Below are 23,914 nucleotides of genomic sequence, written 5' to 3' on the forward strand. Positions count from 1 at the left end.
CTGCAGTTGTCGGCTCCCGCCGCGAGGGCGGGAGCCGCATCGTCTTAGCGGATGATGTCGAAGCTATAGTCGCTCTTCGCCGGCACGTTGGTGGTGGCGTCGATCGATTCAAAGATACGATCGAGGATCCACACCAGAACGTTCATGCCGCCCTGATAGCCCCACACCGGATAGCGGTGGTGATGGTGGCGATCAAAGATCGGGAAGCCGATACGGATCAGCGGCGTGCCCGTGTCGCGCTCCAGATATTTCCCGTAGGTGTTGCCAATCAGGAAATCCACCGGCTCGGTGAAGAGCAGCGAACGCATGTGCCAGAGATCCTTGCCGGGATACACGTGGCAATTCTGACCGAAGGGCGAGGAGTCGAGCAGTTTCTGCACCTTCTCCGCCCAGGCCTTGCCGCCGTTGGTCGCAAGGATATGCGTCGGCTCGGCGCCGAGCTCCAGCAGGAAGCCGGCGAGCCCAAGGCAGAGATCCGGATCGCCGTAGATCGCGAATTTCTTGCCGTGAATATGGGCGCTCGAATCAGCCAAAGCGTCGACGAGACGACCGCGCTCGCGCGCCAGCTCTTCCGGAATCGGCTTGCCCGTGAGGTTCGACAAGGTCATGAGGAACTTGTCGGTCGCGGAGACGCCGATCGGATGATTGAAGGCTGCGACTTCCTGACCATGCGCGGCGATCACGGGCAGCGTCTTCTCGGTGCAATACTCCTGCATCGAGATCGTCGCCTTGGCGTGGATCGCATTCGCGGCGTCCTCCAGCGTGGTGCCGCCGTCATACATCCGGAACTCGCCGTCGGTGGGCGTGTCGAAGACTTCGCTGTTGTCGGCGAGGATCGTGTAGTCGATCCCCATCAGACCGAAGATGCGCTTCACTTCGCGCATGTTGCCGACCGTGTAGCCGTCAAAGCCGCCGATGAAGTTGATCTTTTCGTTCGGCTTGCGCTCGAGCTTGTCGACCGTGCCGGCCTTGCCGTCCCAGAAGTGCTCGACGATGCCCTTCAACGCATTGTCGTAGCCGGTGACATGGCTGCCGACGAAGGCGGGGGTGTGAGCGAAGGGAACATCATATTCCGCCGGCACCGAGCCCTTTTCCTTCGAGGTCTTGATGAAGGCGTTCAGATCGTCGCCGATGACTTCCGCCATGCAGGTGGTCGAGACGGCGATCATCTTCGGCTTATACATGTTGTAGGTGTTCGCCAGGCCGTCGATCATGTTGTTGAGGCCGCCGAACACCGCCGCGTCTTCCGTCATCGACGAGGACACGCAGGAGCTCGGCTCCTTGAAGTGTCTCGACAGATGGCTGCGATAGTAAGCGACGCAGCCCTGCGAGCCATGCACGAAGGGAATCGTCTGCTCGAAGCCGACGGCGGCGAACACCGCGCCAAGCGGCTGGCAGGCCTTGGCGGGATTGACCGTCAGGGCCTCGCGAGCGAAGTTCTTCTCGCGATATTCGGGCGTCTTGGCCCATTCCCGAACGCGCTCCACCTCAGCCGGATCGCGTGGGTTTTCGAACATCTTCTTCTTGTTCGCCAGCATCTGCTGGTACTCTGGACCCCTAAAGAGGTCGAAATGGTCTAATACGTGTTCTGCGGACTGCGGCATGGTCGAACCCTCGCGTCATGCATTGGGGGACCGGCGCGCGCTTTCGCAACGCGCCGGCGCTGTTTTATTCCGCGGCCTGAAGCAGCGGCTGTTCGTCGGCCTTCCACGGCGCCTTGGTCATTTTCCAGACCGGCGAGTTGATCGCCATGTCCATGTCGCGCGCAAAGATCGCGAAACCGTCATAGCCATGGTAGGGGCCCGAATAGTCCCAGCTGTGCATCTGGCGGAAAGGCACGCCCATCTTCTGGAAGACGTATTTTTCCTTGATGCCGGAGCCGACCAGATCGGGCTGGATCTTCTCGACGAATTTTTCGAATTCGTAGCCGGTCACGTCGTCATAGATCAGCGTGCCGTCCTTAACGTAATGCTGGGCGGTGCGCTGATAGTCGTCGTTATGGCCGAACTCGTAGCCCGTGCCGACGACCTCCATTCCGAGGTCTTCGTAGGCGCCGATCACGTGACGCGGGCGGAGGCCGCCGACGAACAGCATGACCGTCTTGCCTTCCAGGCGCGGACGATATTTGGCGATCACCGCGTCCATCAGGGGCTGATATTTGGCGATGACCCGCTCGGCGCCTTCCTTGATCTTGTCGTCGAAATAGCTGGCGATCTTGCGCAGCGACTCGGCGATCTTGCTCGGGCCGAAGAAGTTATATTCGCACCACGGAATACCGTACTTTTCTTCCATGTGGCGCGAAATATAGTTCATCGAACGGTAGCAATGCAGAACGTTGAGCTTCGCCTTCGGCGTCGCTTCCAGTTCGGCGAGGCTGCCGTCGCCCGACCACTGAGCAATCACGCGCAGACCCATTTCTTCGAGCAGGATGCGCGAGGACCAGGCGTCGCCGCCGATGTTGTAGTCGCCGATGATGGCGACGTCATAGGGGGTCGGCTCGAAGCGCGGCGCCGCTTCCGGGTCCATCTTGTCGAACACCCAGTCGCGGATCGCGTCGTTGGCGATGTGATGGCCGAGCGACTGAGAAACGCCGCGGAAGCCTTCGCAACGCACCGGAACGATGGTCTTACCGTCATATTCCTTCGACTTGACCTTCGACACCGCCTCGATGTCGTCGCCGATGAGGCCGATCGGGCATTCCGACTGCACGGTGATGCCGTTGTTCAGCGGGAACAGCTCCTGGATTTCGTCCATGATCTTGGCGAGCTTCTTGTCGCCGCCGAAGACGATGTCCTTTTCCTGGAAGTCGGACGTGAACTGCATCGTGACGAAGGTGTCGATGCCGGTCGTGCCGATGTAATAGTTGCGGCGAGCCGCCCAGGAATACTGGCCGCAGCCGACCGGGCCGTGGCTGATGTGGATCATGTCCTTGATCGGGCCCCAAACGACGCCCTTCGAGCCGGCGTAAGCGCAGCCGCGAATGGTCATCACGCCGGGAATCGACTTGATGTTCGACTTCACGCCGCAGTCAGGCTTGCCGTCCTGATGGACGTTGAGGTGCTTGGCGCGGCGCTTGGCGGTCTTCTCGGGATAGACCTTGAGAACCTCTTCGATGAGCGCCTTATTGCGCTCCTTGATCTCCGCGACGTTCAATGTGGGCGAAACACTCATTTGATGTCTCCTCTATGTTCCTGAATTTCCGGTCGACCTCCCTTTGTTGGGAGGTCGACGCTTATGCATTGGCGGATTAGGCGATGGCCGCGAGGTCGGCGGCGGTCTTGCCGATCTGGCTCTCGTCGACCGCCTTCATGATGCCGTGCTCCATCAGCATGTCTTCGAGCTCGTCCATCGTGATCGGCGTCGGGATGATGCCGTTGCCCGCATTGGCGTGGACCTTGTTCGCCAGATTGCGGTAATGGCCAGCCTGCGTCGACTCCGGCGCATATTCGATCACCGTCATGCGGCGCAGCTCGGCGTGCTGAACGATATTGTCGCGCGGCACGAAGTAGATGAGCTGCGTGCCAAGCTTCGCCGCAAGCGCTTCCGCAAGCTCGAGCTCCTTGTCCGTCTGGCGCTCGTTGCAGACCAGGCCGCCCAGGCGCACGCCGCCGGAGTTGGCGTATTTCAGAATGCCCTTCGAGATGTTGTTGGCCGCATACATGGCCATCATCTCGCCGGACATGACGATGTAGATCTCCTGCGCCTTGTTCTCGCGGATCGGCATCGCAAAGCCGCCGCAGACAACGTCGCCCAGCACGTCGTAGGACACATAGTCGATGTCCTCGTAAGCGCCGTTCTCCTCGAGGAAGTTGATCGAGGTGATCACGCCGCGGCCCGCGCAGCCGACGCCAGGCTCAGGTCCGCCGGACTCGACGCAGCGGATGTTGAGATAACCGACCTTCATCACGTCTTCGATCTCGAGATCTTCGACGCTGCCGGCGTTCGCCGCAAGGCTCAGGATCGTGTCCTGCGCCTTGGCGTGAAGGATCAGGCGCGTCGAGTCAGCCTTCGGATCGCAGCCGACGATCAGAATCCGGTGACCCATCTCCGCAAGTGCGGCCAGTGTGTTCTGGGACGTCGTCGACTTGCCGATGCCCCCTTTGCCATAAAACGCGATTTGCCGTAGCGACATGTCTGTCTCCTCTTGAGCCCTTACTCCAGCCGCGATTCCCTTGCGGCGCCTTGCGTTCGCTGCCGAGTTAGAGAAGGACTCCCCAGAAGAGGTTCTCTTCGACGGCCCTCGATTTCCGGTCGAGCCCGTCCTGCTTTCGCAATGTCCATGCCAGCGCTTTGCGGCCGTGACCGCCAAAAATTTATGTATTGGAATTCAAATACTTATAAAGTAGCGACGCGACGTTATCCGATGTCAAAAAGCTAACAACCATGTGCTGTGGGCGACAATGGCGTGGCTCCAGCGCGACCGAAGATTTGGCGCATTTTTCGCCGTGAGCGTCGTTGTGATGTCGGCTGAAATGCCGCCTCGGCCGGCGGCGATTCCCGAGCTCGCGTGGAAATGTGCGACGCCCGCGGCTTGAACGGCGAAACGCCAGCGCCGGCGCCCCGGGCGACGCTGCCGGAAACGACCTTGGCGCCGGGCTTACGTCGGGCGCGATCGAGGCGCGAAGCGGACCGACGCGACGGGCTTGCCGGCGCTCTACGGACCTTCGCCGGAAGGCCAGCGCCCGCGTGGGCGCGCTCAGCTCCGCATATCTGCGGCGCGCGGTCCGCGGAGCTACGCTGGTCTCACAGCTGTCGATCTCATGGAGAATCGGCCTGACGGCGGAATTTTCCGGCGGCGGCGTTCAACAGGCCGGCGTCAGCCGCCCGCGACGCGCAGGTCGTCACTTCAGCGCTTCGTTCGCGAGACGCTCGCGGGCCGCTTCCGCGACAAGCGGATCGCTGTCGTCAATCAGACCGCCGATTTCGTGCACGTTCAATCTGGTCGCCACGTAATGGCGCACGCGCCAATCGACATCTTCGCGCAAATCCAACAATTGCTCGGGCGTCATCCTTTGCGCCGTCTCAAGACGCACATCAGCGTTCGAATCTCGACACATGCGCCCCAACCATTGGATGTCAATCCGTTGCGCAACGATACGCCGGACTTCCACTTCCGGGTCATCGAGCATCATCACCAGCAAGGCCGGCGCAACCTTGCGGGCGATCACGATCCGCACGTAATAATCCTCGTCCTGCATCATCGGCAGAAGATCGGGATCATCGAGCAGAGTCGCGACGCGGATTCGAACTTCGCGATGCGGGTCGTTGCGCAATTCGCACTGATACCGCGCCGGCAATCGTCGCACCGCTTCCCAGCGCACGGTCTCGTCTGGATCCGACAACAAGCGGGGGAGCAGAAAAGGATTGGCGAATTTCGCCGCAATGGCGCGCACTTCGAAATGCGGATGCGAGAGGTAGCTGTCGGCGAGTTCGGGATGCCAGTTGAAGAAGCGATCGATACGCCGCGCATATCGATCGTGCACGCAGGCTTTGCGCAATTCGCATCGACCCGCCGCCAGCAGATCCTGATGCGCGCAGGTCGTACAATCGATATCCAACCCGCGCCAGTCGCGCGCCTCGTCGATCTCACGCGTCATCATCGAGTCCGATTCTGTCAAGCACGCCGAGAAGGACTTTTGCGCCGATCTTGTCGGTTGGATCGAGTTCGAGAAGCTTTGCGATGGCGATTCGGCTTTCTTCGATTTCGCCGAGGCGCATCTGCAAATAGGCGTAGCCCTTCAACGTAAAGAGGAAGAAGCGCGGCAGCATTTCTTCATAGCTGTCGAAAACCGCATCCTGCGCTGAAGCGCGTCGCCAGTCCCGCGGCATGTTATTTTCGCGCGTCGCCTTTTCGAGACAGCGATTCGCGATCTCCAACGCTTCGCGCAATCTGCCTTTGTAGAAGTAAAAGCGATAGAAGCCGATCAACACGGCCGCGTGATCGGGCGCCCATTGCTGGGCCTGGCGCAAATAACGCTCCGCCGTTTCAGAATCGGCGTAGGTTTCGCTGGCAAGATGAAGAAATTCTTCGGCTTCGGGCGGTAAGCCCTCGCCAAGCAGCGCCCCGGCGAGAAGCTCCTTCTCGTCGGGGCCTAAAGCGGCTTGCTCGCCAATCGGCATCGCCTGCGCCTTTAATGCACATGCTCCGTGACAGGCGCGGCCGAGCTCTTGCACGAGCCGGTGTTCTTTGGATCGTGAAAGACCAGCCCCCCGCCCGAAGCGGAATCGGTGAAGTCGATGGCGACCCCGTCGAGCAGCAGGCGGCTTTCAGCCGGCAGGAAGAACTTCACGCCCTCGACGGTGAATTCCTTGTCGCCGTCACGCGGCGCGGCTTCCACGTCAAACACCGCGCTGAGTCCCGAGCAACCGCCTGGAGTCACCATCAAGCGAAAGCCGCCGCCTGGATTGGCGCTAAACTGGATCATGCGCCGGATAAATTTCTGGGCGGCGGGCGTAAGCGTAAAATTCATTGCAGGCCTCCTCAAGCCGGCGCTTGATAACGCGGATAGGCGTTATCGATCACACACGTATTGTCGACCGGACAGACCGCCGCACATTGCGGCGCGTCGAAATGGCCGATGCACTCCGTGCATTTCTTCGGATCAATGACGAACGTGCCGTTCTTTTCAGTGATCGCCACGTTCGGGCATTCCGGCTCGCAGGCGGAACAACTCGTGCACTGCGAGGCGATGATCTTCAGCGTCATATCTTGCTCCTAGCTTGGTTCCTCTCGACGCACGCCTCAGGCCGCGTTGATGAGCGCGCCCTGACGGATCTCGGCGTCGCCGCGCTCCTGATGTTCGATCTCGCCGCTGTTCACCTTGTCGAGATAGGCCTTGAACCAAGCGATCGCCGACTTCTCGATGAACTCATGCGCATATTGATCGACGGGTTCGATGCCGGCCTTGATCAGGTCGTTCTTCGGACAACCGCCGATCTTGGCGACGAACACCGCATGGCAGTCGTTGATCGCGCGGATAACCGTCTCGAGGCTGTCCTCGTCGCCATATCCGCCTTGACAGTAGAGATCGACGCGACGATGTCCGACGAATTTGGCGCCTGACGTCGAGAGTTCGTAAACCTGGAACTCCTTGGCGTGACCGAAATGTTCGTTGATCAGACCCGAACCCTTGGTCGCCACCGCGATCAGCAGTTTGATGTCGCTAGCCGCGCCGGCCAGCGTCGCCAACTCTTCCTGCTTTGCGGCGACCTTGGCGACGCGCTCTTCTTCGACCTTCTCCTGATAGGCCTTGCGCGACTCGAGATCGTAATCAACTTCCATCGCCATGATTTTTTCGGTGGTGAACTCTGCGCTGCGATCCTCGCCGAGCAGGCCGACCGCGTCGGCGCGGCACTGGCGGCAATGGCGCATCATGTTCATCTCGCCTTCACAGCTGTCCTGCAGCGCCTTCAGCTCCTGGGCCGACGGACCACGCTGGCCATTGAGGCCGAACACCGTTCCGTGCTCCGGCGCGGAGATCAGCGGCATGATGTTGTGCAGGAACGCGCCGCGCGATTTGACGGCCTTGTTCACTTCGACGAGATGCTTGTCGTTGATCCCGGGGATCATCACCGAATTCACCTTGCACAGAATGCCGCGCTCGGTGAGCATTTCGAGGCCTTGCAGCTGCCTGTCGGTGAGGAGCTTCGCCGCTTCGACTCCGGTGTAGCGCTTATGCTTCCAGAACACCCACGGATAGATCTTCGCGCCGACCTCGGGATCGACCATGTTGATGGTGATCGTGACGTGATCGACGTTATAGCCGGCGATCGTGTCAACGTGATCCGGCAGCGCCAGACCGTTGGTCGACAGGCAGAGCTTGATATCGGGCGCCGTGCGCGAAATCAGGTCGAACGTCTTGAAGGTCTTTTCCGGATTGGCGAGCGGATCGCCCGGGCCGGCGATGCCCAGAACCGTCATCTGCGGAATGGTCGAGGCGACGGCCAAAACTTTCTTCGCGGCCTGCTCCGGGGTCAGCTTCTCGCTGACGACGCCGGGACGCGATTCATTGGCGCAATCATATTTGCGATTGCAATAGTTGCACTGGATGTTGCAGGCCGGCGCGACCGCGACATGCATACGCGCATAATGGTGGTGCGCTTCTTCGCTGTAGCAGGGATGGTTCTTGACCTTCTCCCAAATCTCGGTCGGAAGGTCGCCCTGTCCGGCGCCCGACCCGCAGCTCGCTTTTCCGCTTCCGCCCGACGTGCCGCACCCCTTGTGCTCGGCAATCTTCTGCATCACGTCGTCCATCGCGACTGCCGCGTTCACCCCTTCAGCTGCGTCCGCCGTTCCAACATCCAGAGACGTCATGGCTGTGCTTCCTTCTCTCGCTGCAAAGTCGCCTGGGCCGACGTTCGGCTGAGACGGAGCGATGCATCAGTTTGTGGAACGGTTAGCAACAACCATGCCAGCGCTATATCAAAAAATTTTCTAGGTAATTCAATTAGTTATTCTGATAAAGCAATGTAAATATCCCAACACGTCACGACATTCCACGGCACGACACTTGTTACAGATTCAACATCGTCCTTCGTATTCCGGCGCCCGGCGGTCCATGGATCAGACGAGGGTCGGATGGGCCTTCTCTAAAATCTCTCGGCGCAGAGCCGCGTCGGTCCTGCATTGCCCCGCGCGAACGACGCCCGGCCGTTGGCGGCGTCGGCGATGCGATTCGACAACGGCTTGGCGGGGTTGGTCCTCGCCTGGACGGCGATTCCCGTTCAATCGACGATCATCGGATCGCGCCCGGACGCGCGCGTTCCAATCGGCAAAAAGGCGACGCAGGGTTTTACGCCGCCGCGCCGGCCAAATCGGCGGGCGGCGGCCCGTGGACGTCACGTCCGACGTCGGAACGTCCCTGACGGCCCGCGACGTCAGCTAACAGCTCATGACGCGCGCAGGCCTTGGGATCATTGTCACCTTCTCAGACGTTCGGAAACCAGCGTGGTCAGCGCCTCGCGCGCGCTGCGATTCTCCACGGCGTCGATCACTTCGCCGATGAAGGCTTCCGTGAGCAGCGATTCAGCTTCCGCCCGGCAGATCCCGCGCGCCATCAGATAGAAGACCAAGTTCTCGTCCAGCGCGCCGACGGTCGAGCCATGCGCGCATTGAACGTCGTCGGCGAAGATTTCCAACTCCGGCTTGCAATTGGCCTGCGCGCCATCGGACAGCAGGAGCGCTCGCGCCATCATGCGCGCGTCGGTCTTTTGCGCGCCGGGCCGAACCAGGATTTTTCCCTGAAAGACCGCCTGCGACGAGTCGTTCAGCACCGATTTGAACAGCGCCTTGCTTTCCGCGCGCTCCGCCGCGTGGTCGAGGAACAAGGTGGCGTCGGCGTGTTCCTTGTCCTTCAAGATGTTGGCGCCGCGCAGCGCGGCATGGGCGTTATGCCCGTTGAGGTTGATGAAGGACTGGTTGCGCAACACCGCGCCGCCGAGATTGAGCCCTAGATCGTTGAGCTGGCTATCGGCGGCGAGCGCGGCGACGAAGGTCGAGACATGCATCGCGGCGGCGCCCTCGCGGCTGATCTTCAGCCGTTCAAGCGACGCGCCTTCCTCCAATACGACCTCGGTCGCGGCGTTGACGTGATATTCTTCGCTTGTCGCGCCCTCGAAGGTCTCGATCAGCGTCGCCCGCGCGCCTTTCTCGACAATGACCAGCGAGCGCAGAAAATAGGTCGCCGGCTGAGCGCCCGCGACGAACACCAATTGTATCGGCCGATCGACGCAGGCGTCGGCGGCGACCCGGATCACGACGCCTTCGCCCATGAGCGCCGTGTTGAGCGCGAAGGCCGGATCATCGACCTTGCCCGCCTTCCCGAGTTGCGCGGTCGTCGCGGCGTCGCCCTTGGCCAAGGCCTCGGACAGCGACATGACGCTGAGCCCTTTTTCCAGATCGGCGAGATCGGAAAGCGCCGGAACGAAATAGCCGCCGACGAAGACGATGCGGCGCGCGCCGACGCCTTCAAGAACCGCCGCGTCCTGCGCGCTTTGTTTGGCGCTGTCCTCCGGCGGCGAGGCCAGGGGCTTCACGTCGCGCAGCAGGGAGCGCAGATCGGTGTATTTCCAGGCCTCGTCGCGTCGGTTGGGAAGCCCTGTCTTGGAGAAGGCGTCGAACGCGGCGGTGCGCATCTGGGCGAGTTGCGTGGCGCCGTCGCTCGGCTGGGCGGCGAATATTTCCGCCAGCCGGACCTCGGCGTCAGTGAGCTTGCGCGGCGTGGTCGGTGCGTTGTCCATGACTCAAGCCGCCTCGCTCTGGTAGCTCGCGTAGCCTGTTTCTTCGAGCTCCAGCGCGAGCTCCTTCCCGCCGGTCCGCACGATGCGGCCGGCCGATTGCACATGCACGACGTCCGGCGTGATGTAATCGAGCAGACGCTGATAATGGGTGATCACAACGATCCCCCGGTCCTTCGAGCGCAACTGATTGACGCCGTTGGAGACGACTTTCAGCGCGTCGATGTCGAGCCCGGAGTCGGTCTCGTCGAGAATGCACACCTTAGGCTCGAGTAGCATCATCTGCAGCGTCTCGGCGCGTTTCTTCTCGCCGCCGGAGAAACCGACGTTCACCGGACGCCGCAGCATGTCCATGTCCATGTCCAGGATCTTGGCGAGCTCCTTGACGCGCTTGATCAGATCGGGCGAGGACATTTCCTCCTCGCCACGCTTCTTGCGTTGCGCGTTGAGCGCGGCGCGCAGGAACGTCATGGTCGCGACGCCCGGAACCTCCAGCGGATACTGAAACGCGAGGAACAGACCGGCCGCGGCGCGTTCGTCGACGGTCATCTCCGAGAGATCAGCGCCGTCGAGCAGCGCCTGCCCTTCGGTGATGTTGTAGCCGGGGCGGCCGGAAAGCACATAGGACAGCGTCGATTTGCCGGAGCCGTTCGGCCCCATGATCGCATGCACCTCGCCCGCCTTCACGGTGAGATCATAGCCGTTCAGAATCTGCTTGCCGGCAATTTCCGCCTTGAGGTTGCGAATTTCCAGTAGCGCCGTCATCCCACCACTCCCAATCTGTTGAGGCGTCAGCCGACGCTGCCTTCGAGACTTACCGAGATCAGCTTTTGCGCTTCAACCGCGAATTCCATCGGCAGTTGCTGCAACACGTCGCGCACGAAGCCGTTGACCACCAGCGCGGTCGCATCTTCCTGCGATAATCCGCGCTGCATGCAGTAGAACAAAACGTCCTCCGAGATCTTCGAGGTCGTCGCCTCGTGCTCGAACACGCAGGACGGGTTCTTCGCTTCGATGTAGGGGATTGTGTGCGCGCTGCAGGCGTCGCCGATGAGCAGCGAGTCGCAATTGGTGAAATTGCGGGCGCCTTCCGCCTTGCGATGCGCCGACACGAGCCCCCGATAGGCGTTTGACGAATGGCCGGCCGAGATGCCTTTCGAAATGATGCGGCTCGTCGTGCCCTTGCCAAGATGAATCATCTTGGTGCCGGAGTCGACCTGCTGGCGACCGTTTGAGATCGCGATCGAATAGAATTCGCCGCGAGAATTGTCGCCGCGCAGCACGCAGCTCGGATATTTCCAGGTGATCGCCGAGCCGGTCTCGACCTGCGTCCAGCTGATCTTCGAATTGGCGCCGCGGCAGTCGCCGCGCTTCGTGACGAAATTATAGATTCCGCCTTTGCCGTTTTCGTCGCCCGGATACCAGTTCTGCACCGTCGAATATTTGATCTCGGCGTCGTCGAGCGCCACGAGTTCGACCACCGCCGCATGCAGCTGGTTCTCATCGCGCTTGGGCGCGGTGCAGCCTTCGAGATAGCTGACGTAGGCCCCGCGGTCGGCGATGATGAGCGTACGCTCGAATTGCCCGGTGTTCTTTTCGTTGATGCGGAAATACGTCGACAATTCCATCGGGCAGCGCACGCCCGGCGGGATATAGACGAACGATCCGTCCGAAAACACCGCGCTGTTCAGCGTCGCAAAATAATTGTCGGAGGTCGGCACCACCGTTCCGAGATATTTGCGCACCAGTTCGGGATGCTCGCGCAGCGCTTCCGAGATCGGGCAGAAGATCACGCCCGCCTTCTTCAACTCTTCCTTGAAGGTCGTCGCGACGGAGACCGAGTCGAACACCGCGTCGACGGCGACGCGCGGACGCTCTTCGCCCTCCGGCCGCTCGACGCCGGCGAGAATTTCGCGCTCATGCAGCGGAATGCCGAGCTTCTCGTATGTCCGCAGCAGTTCCGGATCCACTTCGTCGAGCGATTTCGGACCCGCCGTCGATTTCGGCGCGGCGTAATAATAGAGATCCTGATAGTCGATCGCCGGATAATCGACGCGCGCCCATTTCGGCTCGGTCATCGTCAGCCAGCGGCGATAGGCCTCCAGCCGCCATTCGAGCATCCATTCCGGCTCGCTCTTCTTCGCAGAAATGAAGCGAATCACCTCTTCGGAGAGACCCTTGGGAGCGAGATCCGATTCAATGTCGGTGACGAAACCATATTTGTATTGATCGGCGCCAATCCGGCGAACTTGATCAACTGTCTCTTGCACCGCCGCCATTTCGGCCTCCGTTCACTGTTGCGCTTCGTCCAGGCGCGCCTGGACAAGGCGCCTCACTTCCGGATCAGGATCGTCGCGCAGATGCGCCAGCAATTCCGTCCCACATCGCTCCGCCACCAGGAAGCGGACTCGTAAGTCTTCGTCGGCGACAAGCAGTCCCAGCTGCGCCGGCGCCAATCGCTCTGCAATAATCATGCGCACGCGCGGTTCGGGATCGCGCGCCATGGCCGGAAGCCTGTCGAGAGCGATCCGGCGCGCCGCTTCGCATCGCACCTGAGCGTCGTCGTCGGTCGTTGCGCCGGCGAGGATGTCGGGCGACGCGCGACGCGCGGCGATCAGACGCACGCCGCAGTCTTCATCGAAGAGCAGCTTGACGAGATTCGCGCCCTCGACTCGCTGGGCCATGGCCATGCGCACCTTGCGGTCGCTGTCGCCGATCAATTTTTCCGCAAGCCGCAGCGGCAGACGCTGCGCCACCATCGCTCTGACGTCAGGCTCCTCGTCATCGATCAGCGCGCGCAACTGAAAGACGCTCGCATATTTCACTGCGCCGACGCGCAGCTCGAAATAGGGATGATCGAGATATTTCGCGGACTCCTGCGGACTGGCCGCGAAGAACCTGTCTATGCGGCGGGCCCTTCGGTCGCGCACGCAAATCTGCCCGAGATCGCAGAGACCTTTCTCGCGAATCTCCACATGCGGACAATCGCGGCAGGACAGGAAATTTCCGAGCCAGTCGACGGCGTCCATGCGATGCGTCGTCCCGTCAGGCGGCGCGTCTGGAGCTATGCCGGCACGCACGTGTTTTCGACGGGGCAGACGACGGCGCATTGCGGGGCGTCGAAATGCCCCTCGCACTCGGTGCATTTCTTGGGGTCGATGATGTACATGTCATTCTTGAGGCGGATCGCCGCATTCGGACATTCGAATTCGCAAGCCCCGCACACCGTGCATTGTGAGGCTATGATTTTGTACGCCATGTCGCGATTCCTCATCCATTTCATGCAAGCTTTTCGACTCCCTTCAAATCGCATGCCAGTCACGAACCGCGCCTGTCGGCCCCCTTGGCGCCCCCCGGAATCGCTAGAAGACGACGGCATTCAAGCCTGCAGGCTTACGGCGCAAGGGCGGTTTTGACGCGCCCGCTCCAGGCTCGGATGTTCGGCCTGCCCCGGCCTCACGATGCGGGCCACGCGGCGCATGAATTGGACAAATGTCCTAAATACGACAATCGTCCGAAGCGCTCAGATGCGCTTTATTTCGATGTTGTATTTCTTGAGCGCGTAATTGACCTGGCGCAGCGACAGTCCGAGCAGGCGCGCAGCTTTAGCCTGGACCCAGGCGGCCTTCTCCATCCCTTCGATGAGCCGCTCACGATCAATCATCTTGCGGGAGGACCCGAAACCGTCGGCCTCCTCCGCCCCGGCCATGTCGCGTCGCGACGCGGACTCGGTCGGGAAAGCCGGGCCAGATTCAGTCGCGCCGCGGCTCGCCGGCGCGATCCCGGGAGGCGGAACCGCGACGCCCATGCCGGCGGTTTCGGGGCGCGCGTGATAATATGCGCCGCTGGCGCTGCTGGTCCACAGCAAGGCCGACAGGCATTTGCCGGACGCGCAAGCGAAATCATGATCGACGATGGTTTCGTCGCGCGCCAACGTCGCCGTGCGGCGCACGCAGTTCTCCAATTCGCGCACATTGCCGGGGAAGTAGCAGCGTTGCAGCGTCGCGATCGCGCTCTCCGAGAGTTCGCGCTTTTGATCGTTTTCCCTGTTGAAGTTCTCGATGAAATTGTGCGCCAGCAGGGAAACGTCGCCAGGCCTTTCGCGCAGCGGCGGCAGAAACACCGGCACGACGCTGATGCGATAATAGAGATCGGCGCGGAACTCGCCTTTTTCGACGGCTTCCTCCAGATTTTTGTTGGTCGCGAAGACGAAGCGGACATTGACCTTCAGGGTCTTGGACCCGCCGACCCGCTCGAATTCGCCTTCCTGCAGCACGCGCAGCAGCTTCGCCTGGAACGCCGGCGAGATTTCGCCGATTTCGTCGAGCAGTAGCGTGCCGCCATTCGCCAATTCGAAGCGGCCGGCGCGCTGCGCGACGGCGCCTGTGAAGGCGCCGCGTTCATGACCGAACAGTTCCGATTCGAGAACGCTTTCCGGCAGCGCGGCGCAGTTCAGCTTGACGAAGGGTTTGGCGCTGCGGCGCGACAGATCGTGCACCGCGCGCGCAAACAGCTCCTTGCCCGTGCCGCTCTCGCCGCGCAGCAGCACGGTCGAATTGGACTTCGCGACGACGGCGATGGTGTCGAGCACCTCCATGATCGACGGGCTCTCGCCGATAATGCCGGCGACGTCGGGCCGCTCTCTATGGGTCTCCTTCGGCAGGCAGGAGTCCAGCGCCTTTTCCAGGGTGCTGCATTCGTTCAACAGCCGCTGCCGGTCGGCCGAAAACATGCGGTGCAGCTTCACCGTCTGGCCGATCAGATTGGCGATCATCGTCAGCAGGCGCAGATCGGCTTCGAAAGCGCAGGAGATCAACTCTTCCGATGTCCGGTTGATCGACAACGTCCCGACGACGCGACTGTCGCTCTTGATCGCAACCGCAAGGAAGGAAACCTTCTTGCCGATCGTCCGGGTGATCAACTCCGCCGCGGGCGCAAACATCGCGTCGCGGCTGACGTCCTCGACGATGACGGGCATCGCGGTCGCGACGAGCCGGTCGATCACCTTGGGCGGCAGCGTGTCGATCGGCTTGCCGTCGTCGCGGCTGACCCAGCCGGAGCTCGCGACGATCTCCGGATTGCCGTGCTGATCGAGAATCGTGATCATCCCCAATCTCATGTCGAGAAAGGAGCTGAGCGCGGCGATCACGCTGCCGAGCGTCTGCTCGAGCCGGGACGGCGCGGTCAGGATTTTCGAGATTTCATAGATGCCGAGCAACGCCGTATCGGCGGACGGCGTTCTCGGCCGCGGCGGTTTTACGGCCGCGCCCCCAGTGAGCGTGGAGCGTGAAGCGGCTACGTCGTCCATGGCCGTCCTTCTCGAACATCCACCGTCAGCCGCGAGCCGCGGTTTCCGTTCGCACATGCGAGGATCGGTTTCGATCGTCTCCCACAGTCCATGATCCGGTTCATGCAAAAACCACGCACTACCGTTGGATGTCGGTCAAACCCCGTGCGCCCTGTCGGTTTTACGACAAGTCTGTCGCGACCCCGATCGAAGCGCGACATTCGTGCGAGGTTTTGTTGCGGTTACGACATTGATCAGCGCGCCTGCGTCTATTGCACGCTGCCTTGGGCCAATTCCTCGATCACCTTCCAGCCGACGCTGCCCTGCGGATCGGCGCGGGAGAGGATATCGAGATATTCCTTTGTCCTTTCGCTGTGGCCGCGCTTCAATTCGATGAAGCTCAGCGCCTTCAGCGTATAGAGGGCGAAACGCGCCGGCCCGTCCTGCACGTCGGTAAGCGCCGGCCACGCCTTGGGATCGCTTGGCCAACCCGCCTGCCGCGTGGCCTCCTTCATGCCTTCCGTGGCGACGTCGGCGGCGTAGTCGAGACTGCCCATGTAGGTGTGGATTTTGTAGAGGCAGTAGTAGGGCGCCAGCTCCTGCGGGGTCAGCGCCAACGCCTGCTTGAACAGGCTGTCGGCCTTCTCGCGGTCAGTCCGATAGGCGACGACGCCCTGTTGCAGGAGTTCGTTGGTCTTGGGGTCGAGTTCGCCAAAATTCACGACGTCGACGTCGGCGCGCTGAGCGTTCATAACCCGCTTGAAGCAATCGCCGAGCCAGTGAAGGAAAGACGTCAAAACATACAAGCGTCGTCGACGCTCGATGTCGCAAGCGCCGTCGATCCGCGGCGCGAAGGGCTTCGCCAGCAAGGTCGACCCGCGCCAAAAGAGCGCATCGCGATTTGCGAGACCGAGTCGCGCACATCATCATTGGCGCGATATCCGCGTCGTCCGCGACGGCCTTTGTTTTCTGATGCGCCGGGCGTCCGGCGTCGGTCTTCCTGGGCGAGGCGGCCTGGCTTTTTCCGCCTCTCAAGCGCTATTTGCCTCTTTCAACAGCAATTCCGGCGCTTCTTCGTACAAAACGCAGAGTCGCGACGCTCAAATGGCACGCAGTTTGCGTGCGCGCCGGGCACGCGGGAGTCGCCCGAACGAAGGCGCGCAATCGCGGACCGGACCGAGGACAACGAGAAAAAGGGCCAGGAATGATACGCGAATTCCGCTACAAGGGAGAGACCTTCCGGGTGAACGCGCATGGCGCGGCCGGCCATGAGGAAGTGTTCATCATCCATTTGGTCGACGATGAGGAGATGGGCGAGATCTCGATCGACCGTATGACCGAGGAAAACGATAGAAGCGCGCCGATCGACGCCATTTGCGTCATGCTCTGCGACAAGCTGATCATCGAACAGGACATCGCATGCGCCGACCCCGCCGGAGCGTTCGTCTGGGTGGAAGGCAAGCGCATCCGCGACGTGCTCCCGAGCAACGAAGTCGCCCCGCATTGAGCGACGCGCGGCGCATGCAAGCCGATCAAGGCGCGATCTAGCGCCGCGCGACGAATCCTTCACGCGAAGCGTTTCGGCGCGGTGGCGAGCGACGACAATCCGTCGCGCGCCGCGCTGGCGGCGTTGTGCGTCGCCGCGAACGGATACTCGCTGAAGCCTTTATCTGGTCTGGAACTTGCTCACTCGCGATACGCGCAATGCGAGATGCAGGGTGAGCTTCATGCCGATGAAGGAAGAAAGCATTCTGCCCGGGAAGTGCTATCGGACCAAGGGCGGCGAAGCGAACTCGGAAAAATACACGGTGATCAGCATCACGCGCGGGATCGTCACTTATCAGAGCTGGACATCCGATCCCAATCGCCTATCGCTGCGCACGAACACCGGCCTGAAGGCCTTCGCCGAAGTTCTTTTCAAGGAAATTCCCTGCCCGAACAGAGACCCGGGCCAGAAGATCGACTATTTCGATCCGTCATAGCGCTGCAGTCTCTCCTAGGGACTCAATCCATCGCGCAGAACGCGATACGACGTCGAGACGCGCGGGATTTCGTCAGACCCAAATCACCGCAGTTCCAAATCAGCCCAGACAACAGTGATGACGCGAGCGCTATGAGCGCCGCCTCAATCCCGAATTTCGCTCTGAATTGAGAAGATATCGTAGGGCGGCGCGCTGTCCGCATTTGCGTAACCCGCTATCGGCGCGCCCAGACTTCCGTCCGAGGCGCCGGATCGGCGCGTGAGCCGGCTGATGTCGCCCCCATAGACGTGGAACATGATGGATGGTCGATCATCCAGCGCATTGCAAAGTTCGACGGCCTCCCCGCTCCCGGACGCCCAGACATCCAACGTCTTCGCCTGCAACAGGCGGGACGCGCCGGCTTGCGCGCCATTCTCCGGACAACCGTCAAGGCGCCGGCGGTTGACGGCCCCGCGCAAGACGCCCGCGATCTCCCAAATAGCAGGCTGAGAAATCGTCGCGCAGGCTCCACCCGCCAGAACTGTGCTCACGACGGAAAAGCGCTCAAGCCCGCCGCGAAAGATCTGAAACTGCTGGCCTGCGGCGGGACTCGAGCCGGTGAAGACCGTTGGCAGCCAGTCGTCGGTCGCGAGGAGCCGCGTCAGCAGATCACGGCCGATCAGCAGAATCTCCCGCTCGCTTTCGGCGAGTTCGACCATGGACTGAATGTCCCAGATGAATCGCCTCAGCGCGGGAGGAACGGGATCTCGCTCGATCACCCGAACATCCGAGTCGGCTGTATTCGCCGCGATCATGAAATGTGTCCGCCGATCATCGGTTCCGCACAATGAGTCTGGCGGAAATCCGCCGCCGCGCTGGCGTTCAGAAATAGCAAGCCTTGCGCCACGCCATCGCGCAATGGATGCAGAGCGACCACGAAAGCCGCCCGTGACATCGCAAAAAGCAGACAGCTTTCCCGCATTGATATTACGGGGCGCAAATCATATCGATCGCGGACACCGCCGCATCGATTTCGCTTTCCTCGACGGTGAGCTGAGGAAAGAGACCAAGAACCGATCCCATTGCATGCGTGAGGAGACCGCGCTGCGCCAGCATTGCGCGCATCGGCTCAGCGTCGCCCACGAGCGACAATCCCTGCATCAGGCCAAGGCCGTTGAGCGCCGTAAAAGCCGCGCGACGCCGATAAAACAATGCGGACAGCTGGTCTTCGAAATGCCAGCTTCGACTCTGCACGCGCTCCAGCACGCCTGGCGTCGATAGAGCGTCCACAAGGGCGTGCCCGGCCAGAAGCGCGGCCTCGTCAATGAATGGCGGGCAGACCGGCGCTCCGCGCGCGATCCTTTGCGTCACGACAAGCGCGGCCAGCCGTGGGGCGTCTGCAGGCGTATGACTGGCGATCATCAGGTCCGGCGTGACGCCGGTCCATTCGTGCGCCCAAACCATGCCTGAGCGCCCGAAACCGCAAAAGGTTTCGTCGAAGCCGAGTATGAGCCCATATTCGTCCGCCATCTCGCGCAGTCGGGCGAGCAGGCTTCCGGAGACGATTTCAAAACCGGCGCGCGTCCGCACCGGCGCGATCAGAATTCCTGCGGCCCGCGCATCGATTTCCGCCTGCAGCGCCGCGTGATCATCGCTTTGGAGAACGACAATCTCGTCATCGCCCTCGAGACCGAGCGGCGGGCTCCCGCTTCCATCCGACGCGCCAACGCAGACGATGAATCGTCGGCGCTTCGGACGCCCGACGATCTTGTGGTAACGCCGAACCGTTTCGACGGCGAACCGCCACGCGTCGCCCTCGGAGTGAAGCAAGAACACGCGGTCGCCGAACGAGACGGGCGCAATCCTGGCGCATAGAGCTTCGGCGAGAGCCGCCGGCGCCGGCGCGGATTGCGGCGCGCCGTCCTGCGCGTTCGCCTGCGGCGCCGATTCCGTAGCCTTCGCCGGAGAGAGAAGGAATGAACCCGAAAAGTCGAGCAGCCCGCCAGCGACGGACGCGTCGGCGGTCGCGGACGCGTCGACAGGGCCGTCAGGCTCGTTCGACGCATCCGACGATTTTGGCTGAGACGTCACTCTGAACGGAGGCTCTCTGAGATCCTGCGACGCTGGCCGCCCCGCCGCCGCGCCGCGCACATCCGAACATGCGCAATGCGCGCCACCAACATCGGCTGTCCGGAGTCCAACATCCCCGCGCCGCTATTTCTGATATTTGCGGAGCATCATTTCGATCGCCGTCACCGACTCCGAAACGTTGAGCCAGTTTTCGGCTTGTTCGTCGTTCTTAAATTCGCGGCCGAGATTAACCGGCTCGTCGCGACCGACAATATGTAAGAAACAGGCCCATTTGCCGTTGGGCAGCTGCTCAACCGTAACTTTATGATCAGACATATCTTTCCACCCTCGATACCGGCGCTTTTCCGCGACCGTCTAAAGGCGCGCGCCTTCATCGCCGGCCATCAGAGCAAAAAACTCGCCATCGAAGGCGGCTCTCATGCGTTCAGGCAAGGGCGCGTTTCAGGCGCCGTGTTCAATGAGATCAGGGAGTCTTTTGGCGAGAGAGTTCAAAACGCTCTGCGAGCCCTTGAGCATGACGTCATAGACCCCGTCCGCCGTTGGAGCTGCGTCGATTCCATCCTGGACAAAGACAAAATGCGTGCCGCCGTTCGGGAGCTCCGAGACCGTCCACGTCACCGTCGTGTCGATATATCGGCCAAATCCCTTGAGCTCCTCATGACCGCCCGACCAGCTGAAACGCAACATGCGTCCGGGCTCGACAGCGAGAACCTGGCACTTGAACTCCCCATCCCAACGTTCGATCGGACGGCTCCAGATCGTGAACTTATGTCCCGCCACCGGCTCAATATCGTTTGGGAAGAACCAAACCGCGAGCCATTCAGAGTCGGTCATGGCGCGCCAAACCGCCTCGATCGGATGTTCGAGATCTCTCTCCGTTGTGAGACTTCGCGTCGCTGAAGCGTCAAGCACCGTCCTACTCCTGTCGCCGAAACAAGCAAGGCTCAAGCCAAGCGCGGCCGCTCTCTGCGCTCTGCGGCCCGTCTTTGGCTCCGAACATGCATGCGCTCATGGTCCGACTCTCGCGCCCGCATCTGCACAGACCGCGAAGCGCGGGGTCGGCGAATGCGCGAGCGCTCCGTATGACAGACAAGCAGGAATGGGTCGTCTGGAACGGCTCGCTGGGCATATTGGACATGGTGATGATCGGCGACGTCCACCATGGCGACAGCGGCAGGGAGGCGTGTCTGGCGCCGCCCTATGATGTGGTTGGTCCGTTCAGTCTTGACGAGCTCGAAACGCTCGGCCGGATCGCCTTTGGCGAATGTCTCGTCATGTCGCGCCAGAGATGGCAGGACGATCAGGTCGCTCTGCGTCTCGAGGCGCGGGAAAAGCGCCGGACGCTGTTCGTTCAGGCGATTATTGGCGACGACCGCGAACATCGCGAAATCCTGGACCTGCCAATCGAGAGCCAACTCGATCTGTCGGACATCAACGCCGCCTTCCGGCGCCTGGCGAAGACCGCGCATCCCGATGCAGGCGGCAGCGACGAACATTACCGTCGAATCGTCGACGCGCGCGACGCGCTGCTCGAAAGATTCAAGGCGTTGGGCTGAGCCGATTGACAGGTCAACCTTGGATGGAACGCGCGCCACATCGAAGATGCGCTGGGGTCGCGACAGCTCTACTGATCATCATCCACTGACGATTGGCTGTCGCCCTTTCGATCCATAAGGCCCGCGTTTCGCGCGCGCAGCGCCTGACGCGCGCTCTGAATCAGACACAGGCGCAACCAAAGAATTTCGGCGCACGGCCGGCGCGCAGATGGCTGTTCAGGCGCGGGCTCGGCCGCGAATTTCCTCCAGATCGCCCATCGATATGGAACATCTGCGCGCGCGAAAGGTTTATGGACCGTGAAAGCCAGGCCCGGGCTCGCTTTCCAAGGCGTATGCCGCTATCGCGGCCGTTCCTGACAAGGAGGAATCCATGAACTGGGACACGATCGAAGGCAACTGGAAGAAGTTCACCGGCAATGTGAAGGAGCAGTGGGGCAAGCTCACTGACGATGACATCACGCGCATCAATGGCAACCGCGAGCAGCTCGAGGGCATGATCCAGGAGCGCTACGGCATGGCCAAGGACAAGGCCAAACAGCAGGTCGACGAGTGGATGTCGCGTCACTAGTTCCAGCGTATCTGTGCGAAGCGCCGGCGAGTCGATCTCGTCGGCGCTTTCGCTTTGCTGTCCCTACTGCACAGAACGCAATTGTTTCGGTATTTCGCTTCCAATGATCGAAGCGCCGGAACATTCGTCACGGCGCCGAGGTTTGGTTACTGCGGCGACCTCAAGATGAAGGTCAATAATGAAAAGAGTCATGCGCCCGTTCGTCGTGGAATATCGTTCGAAACGTGGCAGATCCCATATGGCGCGCAGCGGCGCGGCGTTTCGTATCGCCGACCCATCCGCCGAACGGAGCTGTTCGTATTCGAGCAAAGACCCGCGCGCAGAGCTCGCCGCTTGGCGTTCGCTGTTCAAACAGGAGGCGCGTTCGCCGTGATCGCCGCGACGACAGCCGCGCCGTGATCGCCGATTTGCGAGGATGATCGCGCGCCAAGACTCGCGCGCCAAGTCAAGAAAGCGGTGGATTGGGCGATCAATGTGAGAGGCGTCGGAACGCGGCTTTCGCGCCTCTATGTCGATGAGATTATGAGGCCTGCGCCCAGCGCCCTTAAAGACCTCTACCTCAAATTAAAAAATCTTTCGCAAAGGACGCGCTGACTAGCGACGGCGTCCTCTCAATCTCCGTCAACCTCCGCGCATCCTGCTTCGAGTTCGTCGAGCAGTGCGCGCATATCGTCGGGCAGCGGCTCAGAGGCGACTTCGCAAAACTGTCGTCGAAGCTGCTCGCCGAGCAATCTGACGCTCGCCTCCAGCGCGCGCGGGTCGCGCGCCGATCGAGTCCCTAGCGTCGGCTCTTTCCATATCGCGAGATTGTCCTGTGGCGACACCGCAGCTCTCCAGACAGTGTTTAAAAGCCTGCTTCGACCATGCTCTTAATTTTTTAATGAATGGAAAAGCTTGGCCGCAGAATGCATTGTGGAGAACTTGAGCGCCCCACGATTTTTTACTGCGACCGGCTCCGCTGATTCTGTTCAGACCTCCCGTCGCGTCAGATCCGACGCGACGGCTCACTTCTTTCCTGCGCGAAATTGAACGGGCACTTCGAACGTCAGCCCTTCGTCGGCAATCACCGGCGGCGGCGGCGGAACGGGATCGGCGCGCTTCATCATCGCCAGCGCGGCGTCGTCGAACGCCGGATGGCCGGCCGAGCGTTTGATGGTGTAGCTGACGACATGCCCGCGCCGATCCAGCGTGAAGGAGACGCTCGCCTCCGCCGATCGACGCCCGCCGGCGCTCGGATAGCGCTTGTGTCGGTTGAGATGCGACAGCAGAGCCTTTTGCCAAGTCAGCTTGACCGCGTTGACGGCCGCGTCGTTCCCCTGCACAGGCGCGACCGGCTTGTCAGACTGCCGCTCCACTTCGGACTTCGGCGGCGCTGTCGCTTCCGACGCGGCGGATTCTGAAGAGACGACCGGCTGCGCCTGATGCGTCTTCTCCTCCTCGACCGGCTTTTCCGGACTGACGTTATGGGTGAGTTCGGCGTCCTCCGACTCGGTGCGGGTGATGCGCTCCTCGTTCGTCTCCTTCGCCTCGGATGCGGCGACGGACGGCGCCGCCGCGGCGGCTTCGTCAGCGAGCGGCCCAGGCGGCAGATCTGCGGCCTCGGCGTCCTTCGGCGCAGCGGGCTCGAGAGATATTTCGATCGCCGGCGCGCCGGAGGCTTCCTCGTCGTCGCCCTGCAAATTCAGCAAGGCGGCCACGGCGCCGCAGACGTGCAGAAGCACGGCGAGGCCGACCGCGACGCCCCAAAGCTTGCGGTTCAAATGTGGATTCTGGAGAGCGGCGGCGGCGCTCATTGGGCCTCCGGCTGCTTGCCGCCGGCGTCAAGTGCAACGAGCGCCACGCGCAGATAGCCGCCCGCGCGCAGACGCTCGAGGATCGCCATCATCTCGCCATAGGGCACGCTGGCGTCGGCGCGCAGAAAGATGCGCTTCGACTTATCGCCGAGATGCGCGTCAAGCGCGGAGACGAGATCGTTGCGCTTGACCGGCGTTTCGCCCAAAGCGAGCGCCAGGTCGCTCTGAATCGTCACATAGACGGGCTTATCGGGCTTCTCATGCGGCGCGGCGTTGGAGGCCGGCAGATCGACCGGCAGATCGACGGTGGCGAGCGGCGCCGCGACCATGAAGATGATGAGCAGCACGAGCATCACGTCGATGAACGGCGTGACGTTGATTTCGTGCGTCTCCTGAAGATCGCTTTTGAGCTGGACGGCCAT

General features: G+C 61.6%; 26 protein-coding genes. 4 read left to right on the forward strand and 22 right to left on the reverse strand.

Annotation, left to right across the window (positions count from 1 at the left end; genetic code table 11):
• Positions 1 to 44: 44 nt before the first annotated feature.
• The 15 genes from nifK to AB7F41_RS00370 form a co-directional block, all read right to left on the reverse strand.
• Complete coding sequence (gene nifK, locus AB7F41_RS00300; protein ID WP_428385078.1) at positions 45 to 1,604, reverse strand: nitrogenase molybdenum-iron protein subunit beta; 1,560 nt, start codon at positions 1,602 to 1,604, stop codon at positions 45 to 47.
• A 64-nt stretch (positions 1,605 to 1,668) separates the two neighbouring features.
• Complete coding sequence (nifD, locus tag AB7F41_RS00305) at positions 1,669 to 3,171, reverse strand: nitrogenase molybdenum-iron protein alpha chain (RefSeq protein WP_428385079.1); 1,503 nt, start codon at positions 3,169 to 3,171, stop codon at positions 1,669 to 1,671.
• A gap of 76 nt (positions 3,172 to 3,247) precedes the next feature.
• Complete coding sequence (nifH, locus tag AB7F41_RS00310; protein WP_428406399.1) at positions 3,248 to 4,132, reverse strand: nitrogenase iron protein; 885 nt, start codon at positions 4,130 to 4,132, stop codon at positions 3,248 to 3,250.
• Positions 4,133 to 4,841: 709 nt separating this feature from the next.
• Entirely contained in the window at positions 4,842 to 5,597 is a 756-nt protein-coding gene (locus tag AB7F41_RS00315) for a 4Fe4S-binding leucine-rich repeat protein (protein WP_428385933.1), read from the reverse strand.
• On the reverse strand, positions 5,587 to 6,120 hold the full coding sequence (locus tag AB7F41_RS00320) for a tetratricopeptide repeat protein (RefSeq protein WP_428385929.1): 534 nt from the start codon (positions 6,118 to 6,120) through the stop codon (positions 5,587 to 5,589). The genes AB7F41_RS00315 and AB7F41_RS00320 overlap by 11 nt, the downstream gene beginning before the upstream one ends.
• Positions 6,121 to 6,131: 11 nt before the next feature.
• Positions 6,132 to 6,470 (reverse strand): HesB/IscA family protein, encoded by a 339-nt coding sequence (locus AB7F41_RS00325; protein ID WP_428385927.1) that lies wholly within the window; start codon positions 6,468 to 6,470, stop codon positions 6,132 to 6,134.
• Between the two features lie 11 nt (positions 6,471 to 6,481).
• A complete protein-coding gene (locus AB7F41_RS00330; RefSeq protein ID WP_014892097.1) occupies positions 6,482 to 6,706 on the reverse strand; it encodes a 4Fe-4S binding protein in 225 nt (74 codons plus the stop codon).
• Between the two features lie 36 nt (positions 6,707 to 6,742).
• Positions 6,743 to 8,254, reverse strand: coding sequence for a nitrogenase cofactor biosynthesis protein NifB (gene nifB, locus AB7F41_RS00335; RefSeq protein ID WP_428385931.1), 1,512 nt, complete (start codon positions 8,252 to 8,254; stop codon positions 6,743 to 6,745).
• Between the two features lie 665 nt (positions 8,255 to 8,919).
• Entirely contained in the window at positions 8,920 to 10,239 is a 1,320-nt protein-coding gene (gene sufD, locus AB7F41_RS00340) for a Fe-S cluster assembly protein SufD (RefSeq protein ID WP_428385924.1), read from the reverse strand.
• A 3-nt stretch (positions 10,240 to 10,242) separates the two neighbouring features.
• Positions 10,243 to 11,001, reverse strand: coding sequence for a Fe-S cluster assembly ATPase SufC (gene sufC, locus AB7F41_RS00345; protein WP_428385922.1), 759 nt, complete (start codon positions 10,999 to 11,001; stop codon positions 10,243 to 10,245).
• Between the two features lie 26 nt (positions 11,002 to 11,027).
• Entirely contained in the window at positions 11,028 to 12,515 is a 1,488-nt protein-coding gene (sufB, locus tag AB7F41_RS00350; RefSeq protein ID WP_428385920.1) for a Fe-S cluster assembly protein SufB, read from the reverse strand.
• A 12-nt stretch (positions 12,516 to 12,527) separates the two neighbouring features.
• Positions 12,528 to 13,265: a 4Fe4S-binding leucine-rich repeat protein gene (locus AB7F41_RS00355; RefSeq protein ID WP_428406400.1), complete on the reverse strand. Its 738-nt coding sequence runs from the start codon at positions 13,263 to 13,265 to the stop codon at positions 12,528 to 12,530.
• A gap of 35 nt (positions 13,266 to 13,300) precedes the next feature.
• The gene (locus AB7F41_RS00360; RefSeq protein ID WP_123174894.1) at positions 13,301 to 13,495 is read right to left on the reverse strand and encodes a 4Fe-4S binding protein; all 195 of its coding nucleotides are present in this window, start codon (positions 13,493 to 13,495) and stop codon (positions 13,301 to 13,303) included.
• 264 nt (positions 13,496 to 13,759) lie between these two features.
• On the reverse strand, positions 13,760 to 15,544 hold the full coding sequence (gene nifA, locus AB7F41_RS00365; protein WP_428406401.1) for a nif-specific transcriptional activator NifA: 1,785 nt from the start codon (positions 15,542 to 15,544) through the stop codon (positions 13,760 to 13,762).
• A 248-nt stretch (positions 15,545 to 15,792) separates the two neighbouring features.
• Positions 15,793 to 16,275 (reverse strand): hypothetical protein, encoded by a 483-nt coding sequence (locus AB7F41_RS00370; RefSeq protein WP_428384266.1) that lies wholly within the window; start codon positions 16,273 to 16,275, stop codon positions 15,793 to 15,795.
• 452 nt (positions 16,276 to 16,727) lie between these two features.
• On the opposite strand from AB7F41_RS00370, the gene AB7F41_RS00375 reads away from it, so the two are divergent.
• Both AB7F41_RS00375 and AB7F41_RS00380 read left to right on the forward strand, forming a co-directional pair.
• A complete protein-coding gene (locus AB7F41_RS00375) occupies positions 16,728 to 17,030 on the forward strand; it encodes a hypothetical protein (RefSeq protein WP_428384264.1) in 303 nt (100 codons plus the stop codon).
• A gap of 220 nt (positions 17,031 to 17,250) precedes the next feature.
• Complete coding sequence (locus AB7F41_RS00380) at positions 17,251 to 17,505, forward strand: hypothetical protein (protein ID WP_428384273.1); 255 nt, start codon at positions 17,251 to 17,253, stop codon at positions 17,503 to 17,505.
• A gap of 143 nt (positions 17,506 to 17,648) precedes the next feature.
• Here AB7F41_RS00380 and AB7F41_RS00385 read toward each other — a convergent pair whose 3' ends face one another.
• The 4 genes from AB7F41_RS00385 to AB7F41_RS00400 all read right to left on the reverse strand — a co-directional run bounded on the left by AB7F41_RS00385 (position 17,649) and on the right by AB7F41_RS00400 (position 20,487).
• On the reverse strand, positions 17,649 to 18,299 hold the full coding sequence (locus AB7F41_RS00385) for a hypothetical protein (protein ID WP_428384262.1): 651 nt from the start codon (positions 18,297 to 18,299) through the stop codon (positions 17,649 to 17,651).
• 172 nt (positions 18,300 to 18,471) lie between these two features.
• The gene (locus AB7F41_RS00390) at positions 18,472 to 19,575 is read right to left on the reverse strand and encodes an aminotransferase class III-fold pyridoxal phosphate-dependent enzyme (protein WP_428384260.1); all 1,104 of its coding nucleotides are present in this window, start codon (positions 19,573 to 19,575) and stop codon (positions 18,472 to 18,474) included.
• A gap of 123 nt (positions 19,576 to 19,698) precedes the next feature.
• Positions 19,699 to 19,890, reverse strand: coding sequence for a hypothetical protein (locus tag AB7F41_RS00395; RefSeq protein ID WP_428384258.1), 192 nt, complete (start codon positions 19,888 to 19,890; stop codon positions 19,699 to 19,701).
• Between the two features lie 126 nt (positions 19,891 to 20,016).
• Positions 20,017 to 20,487, reverse strand: coding sequence for an SRPBCC family protein (locus AB7F41_RS00400; RefSeq protein ID WP_428384256.1), 471 nt, complete (start codon positions 20,485 to 20,487; stop codon positions 20,017 to 20,019).
• A gap of 170 nt (positions 20,488 to 20,657) precedes the next feature.
• Between AB7F41_RS00400 and AB7F41_RS00405 the strand changes: the two genes are divergently transcribed.
• Together AB7F41_RS00405 and AB7F41_RS00410 are read left to right on the forward strand one after the other, a co-directional pair.
• Positions 20,658 to 21,131 carry a J domain-containing protein gene (locus AB7F41_RS00405; RefSeq protein WP_428384254.1) on the forward strand — a complete coding sequence of 158 codons (474 nt, stop codon included), beginning with the start codon at positions 20,658 to 20,660 and terminating at the stop codon, positions 21,129 to 21,131.
• A 370-nt stretch (positions 21,132 to 21,501) separates the two neighbouring features.
• Positions 21,502 to 21,699, forward strand: coding sequence for a CsbD family protein (locus tag AB7F41_RS00410; protein WP_428384252.1), 198 nt, complete (start codon positions 21,502 to 21,504; stop codon positions 21,697 to 21,699).
• Between the two features lie 611 nt (positions 21,700 to 22,310).
• On the opposite strand, the gene AB7F41_RS00415 is transcribed toward AB7F41_RS00410, so the two are convergent.
• The 3 genes from AB7F41_RS00415 to exbD form a co-directional block, all read right to left on the reverse strand.
• A complete protein-coding gene (locus AB7F41_RS00415) occupies positions 22,311 to 22,523 on the reverse strand; it encodes a NepR family anti-sigma factor (RefSeq protein WP_428384250.1) in 213 nt (70 codons plus the stop codon).
• Between the two features lie 180 nt (positions 22,524 to 22,703).
• The gene (locus AB7F41_RS00420; protein WP_428384248.1) at positions 22,704 to 23,492 is read right to left on the reverse strand and encodes an energy transducer TonB; all 789 of its coding nucleotides are present in this window, start codon (positions 23,490 to 23,492) and stop codon (positions 22,704 to 22,706) included.
• A complete protein-coding gene (gene exbD / locus AB7F41_RS00425) occupies positions 23,489 to 23,914 on the reverse strand; it encodes a TonB system transport protein ExbD (protein ID WP_428384246.1) in 426 nt (141 codons plus the stop codon). The genes AB7F41_RS00420 and exbD overlap by 4 nt, the downstream gene beginning before the upstream one ends.

Source organism: Methylocystis sp., assembly GCF_050251305.1.
Classification (GTDB): Bacteria; Pseudomonadota; Alphaproteobacteria; order Rhizobiales; family Beijerinckiaceae; genus Methylocystis.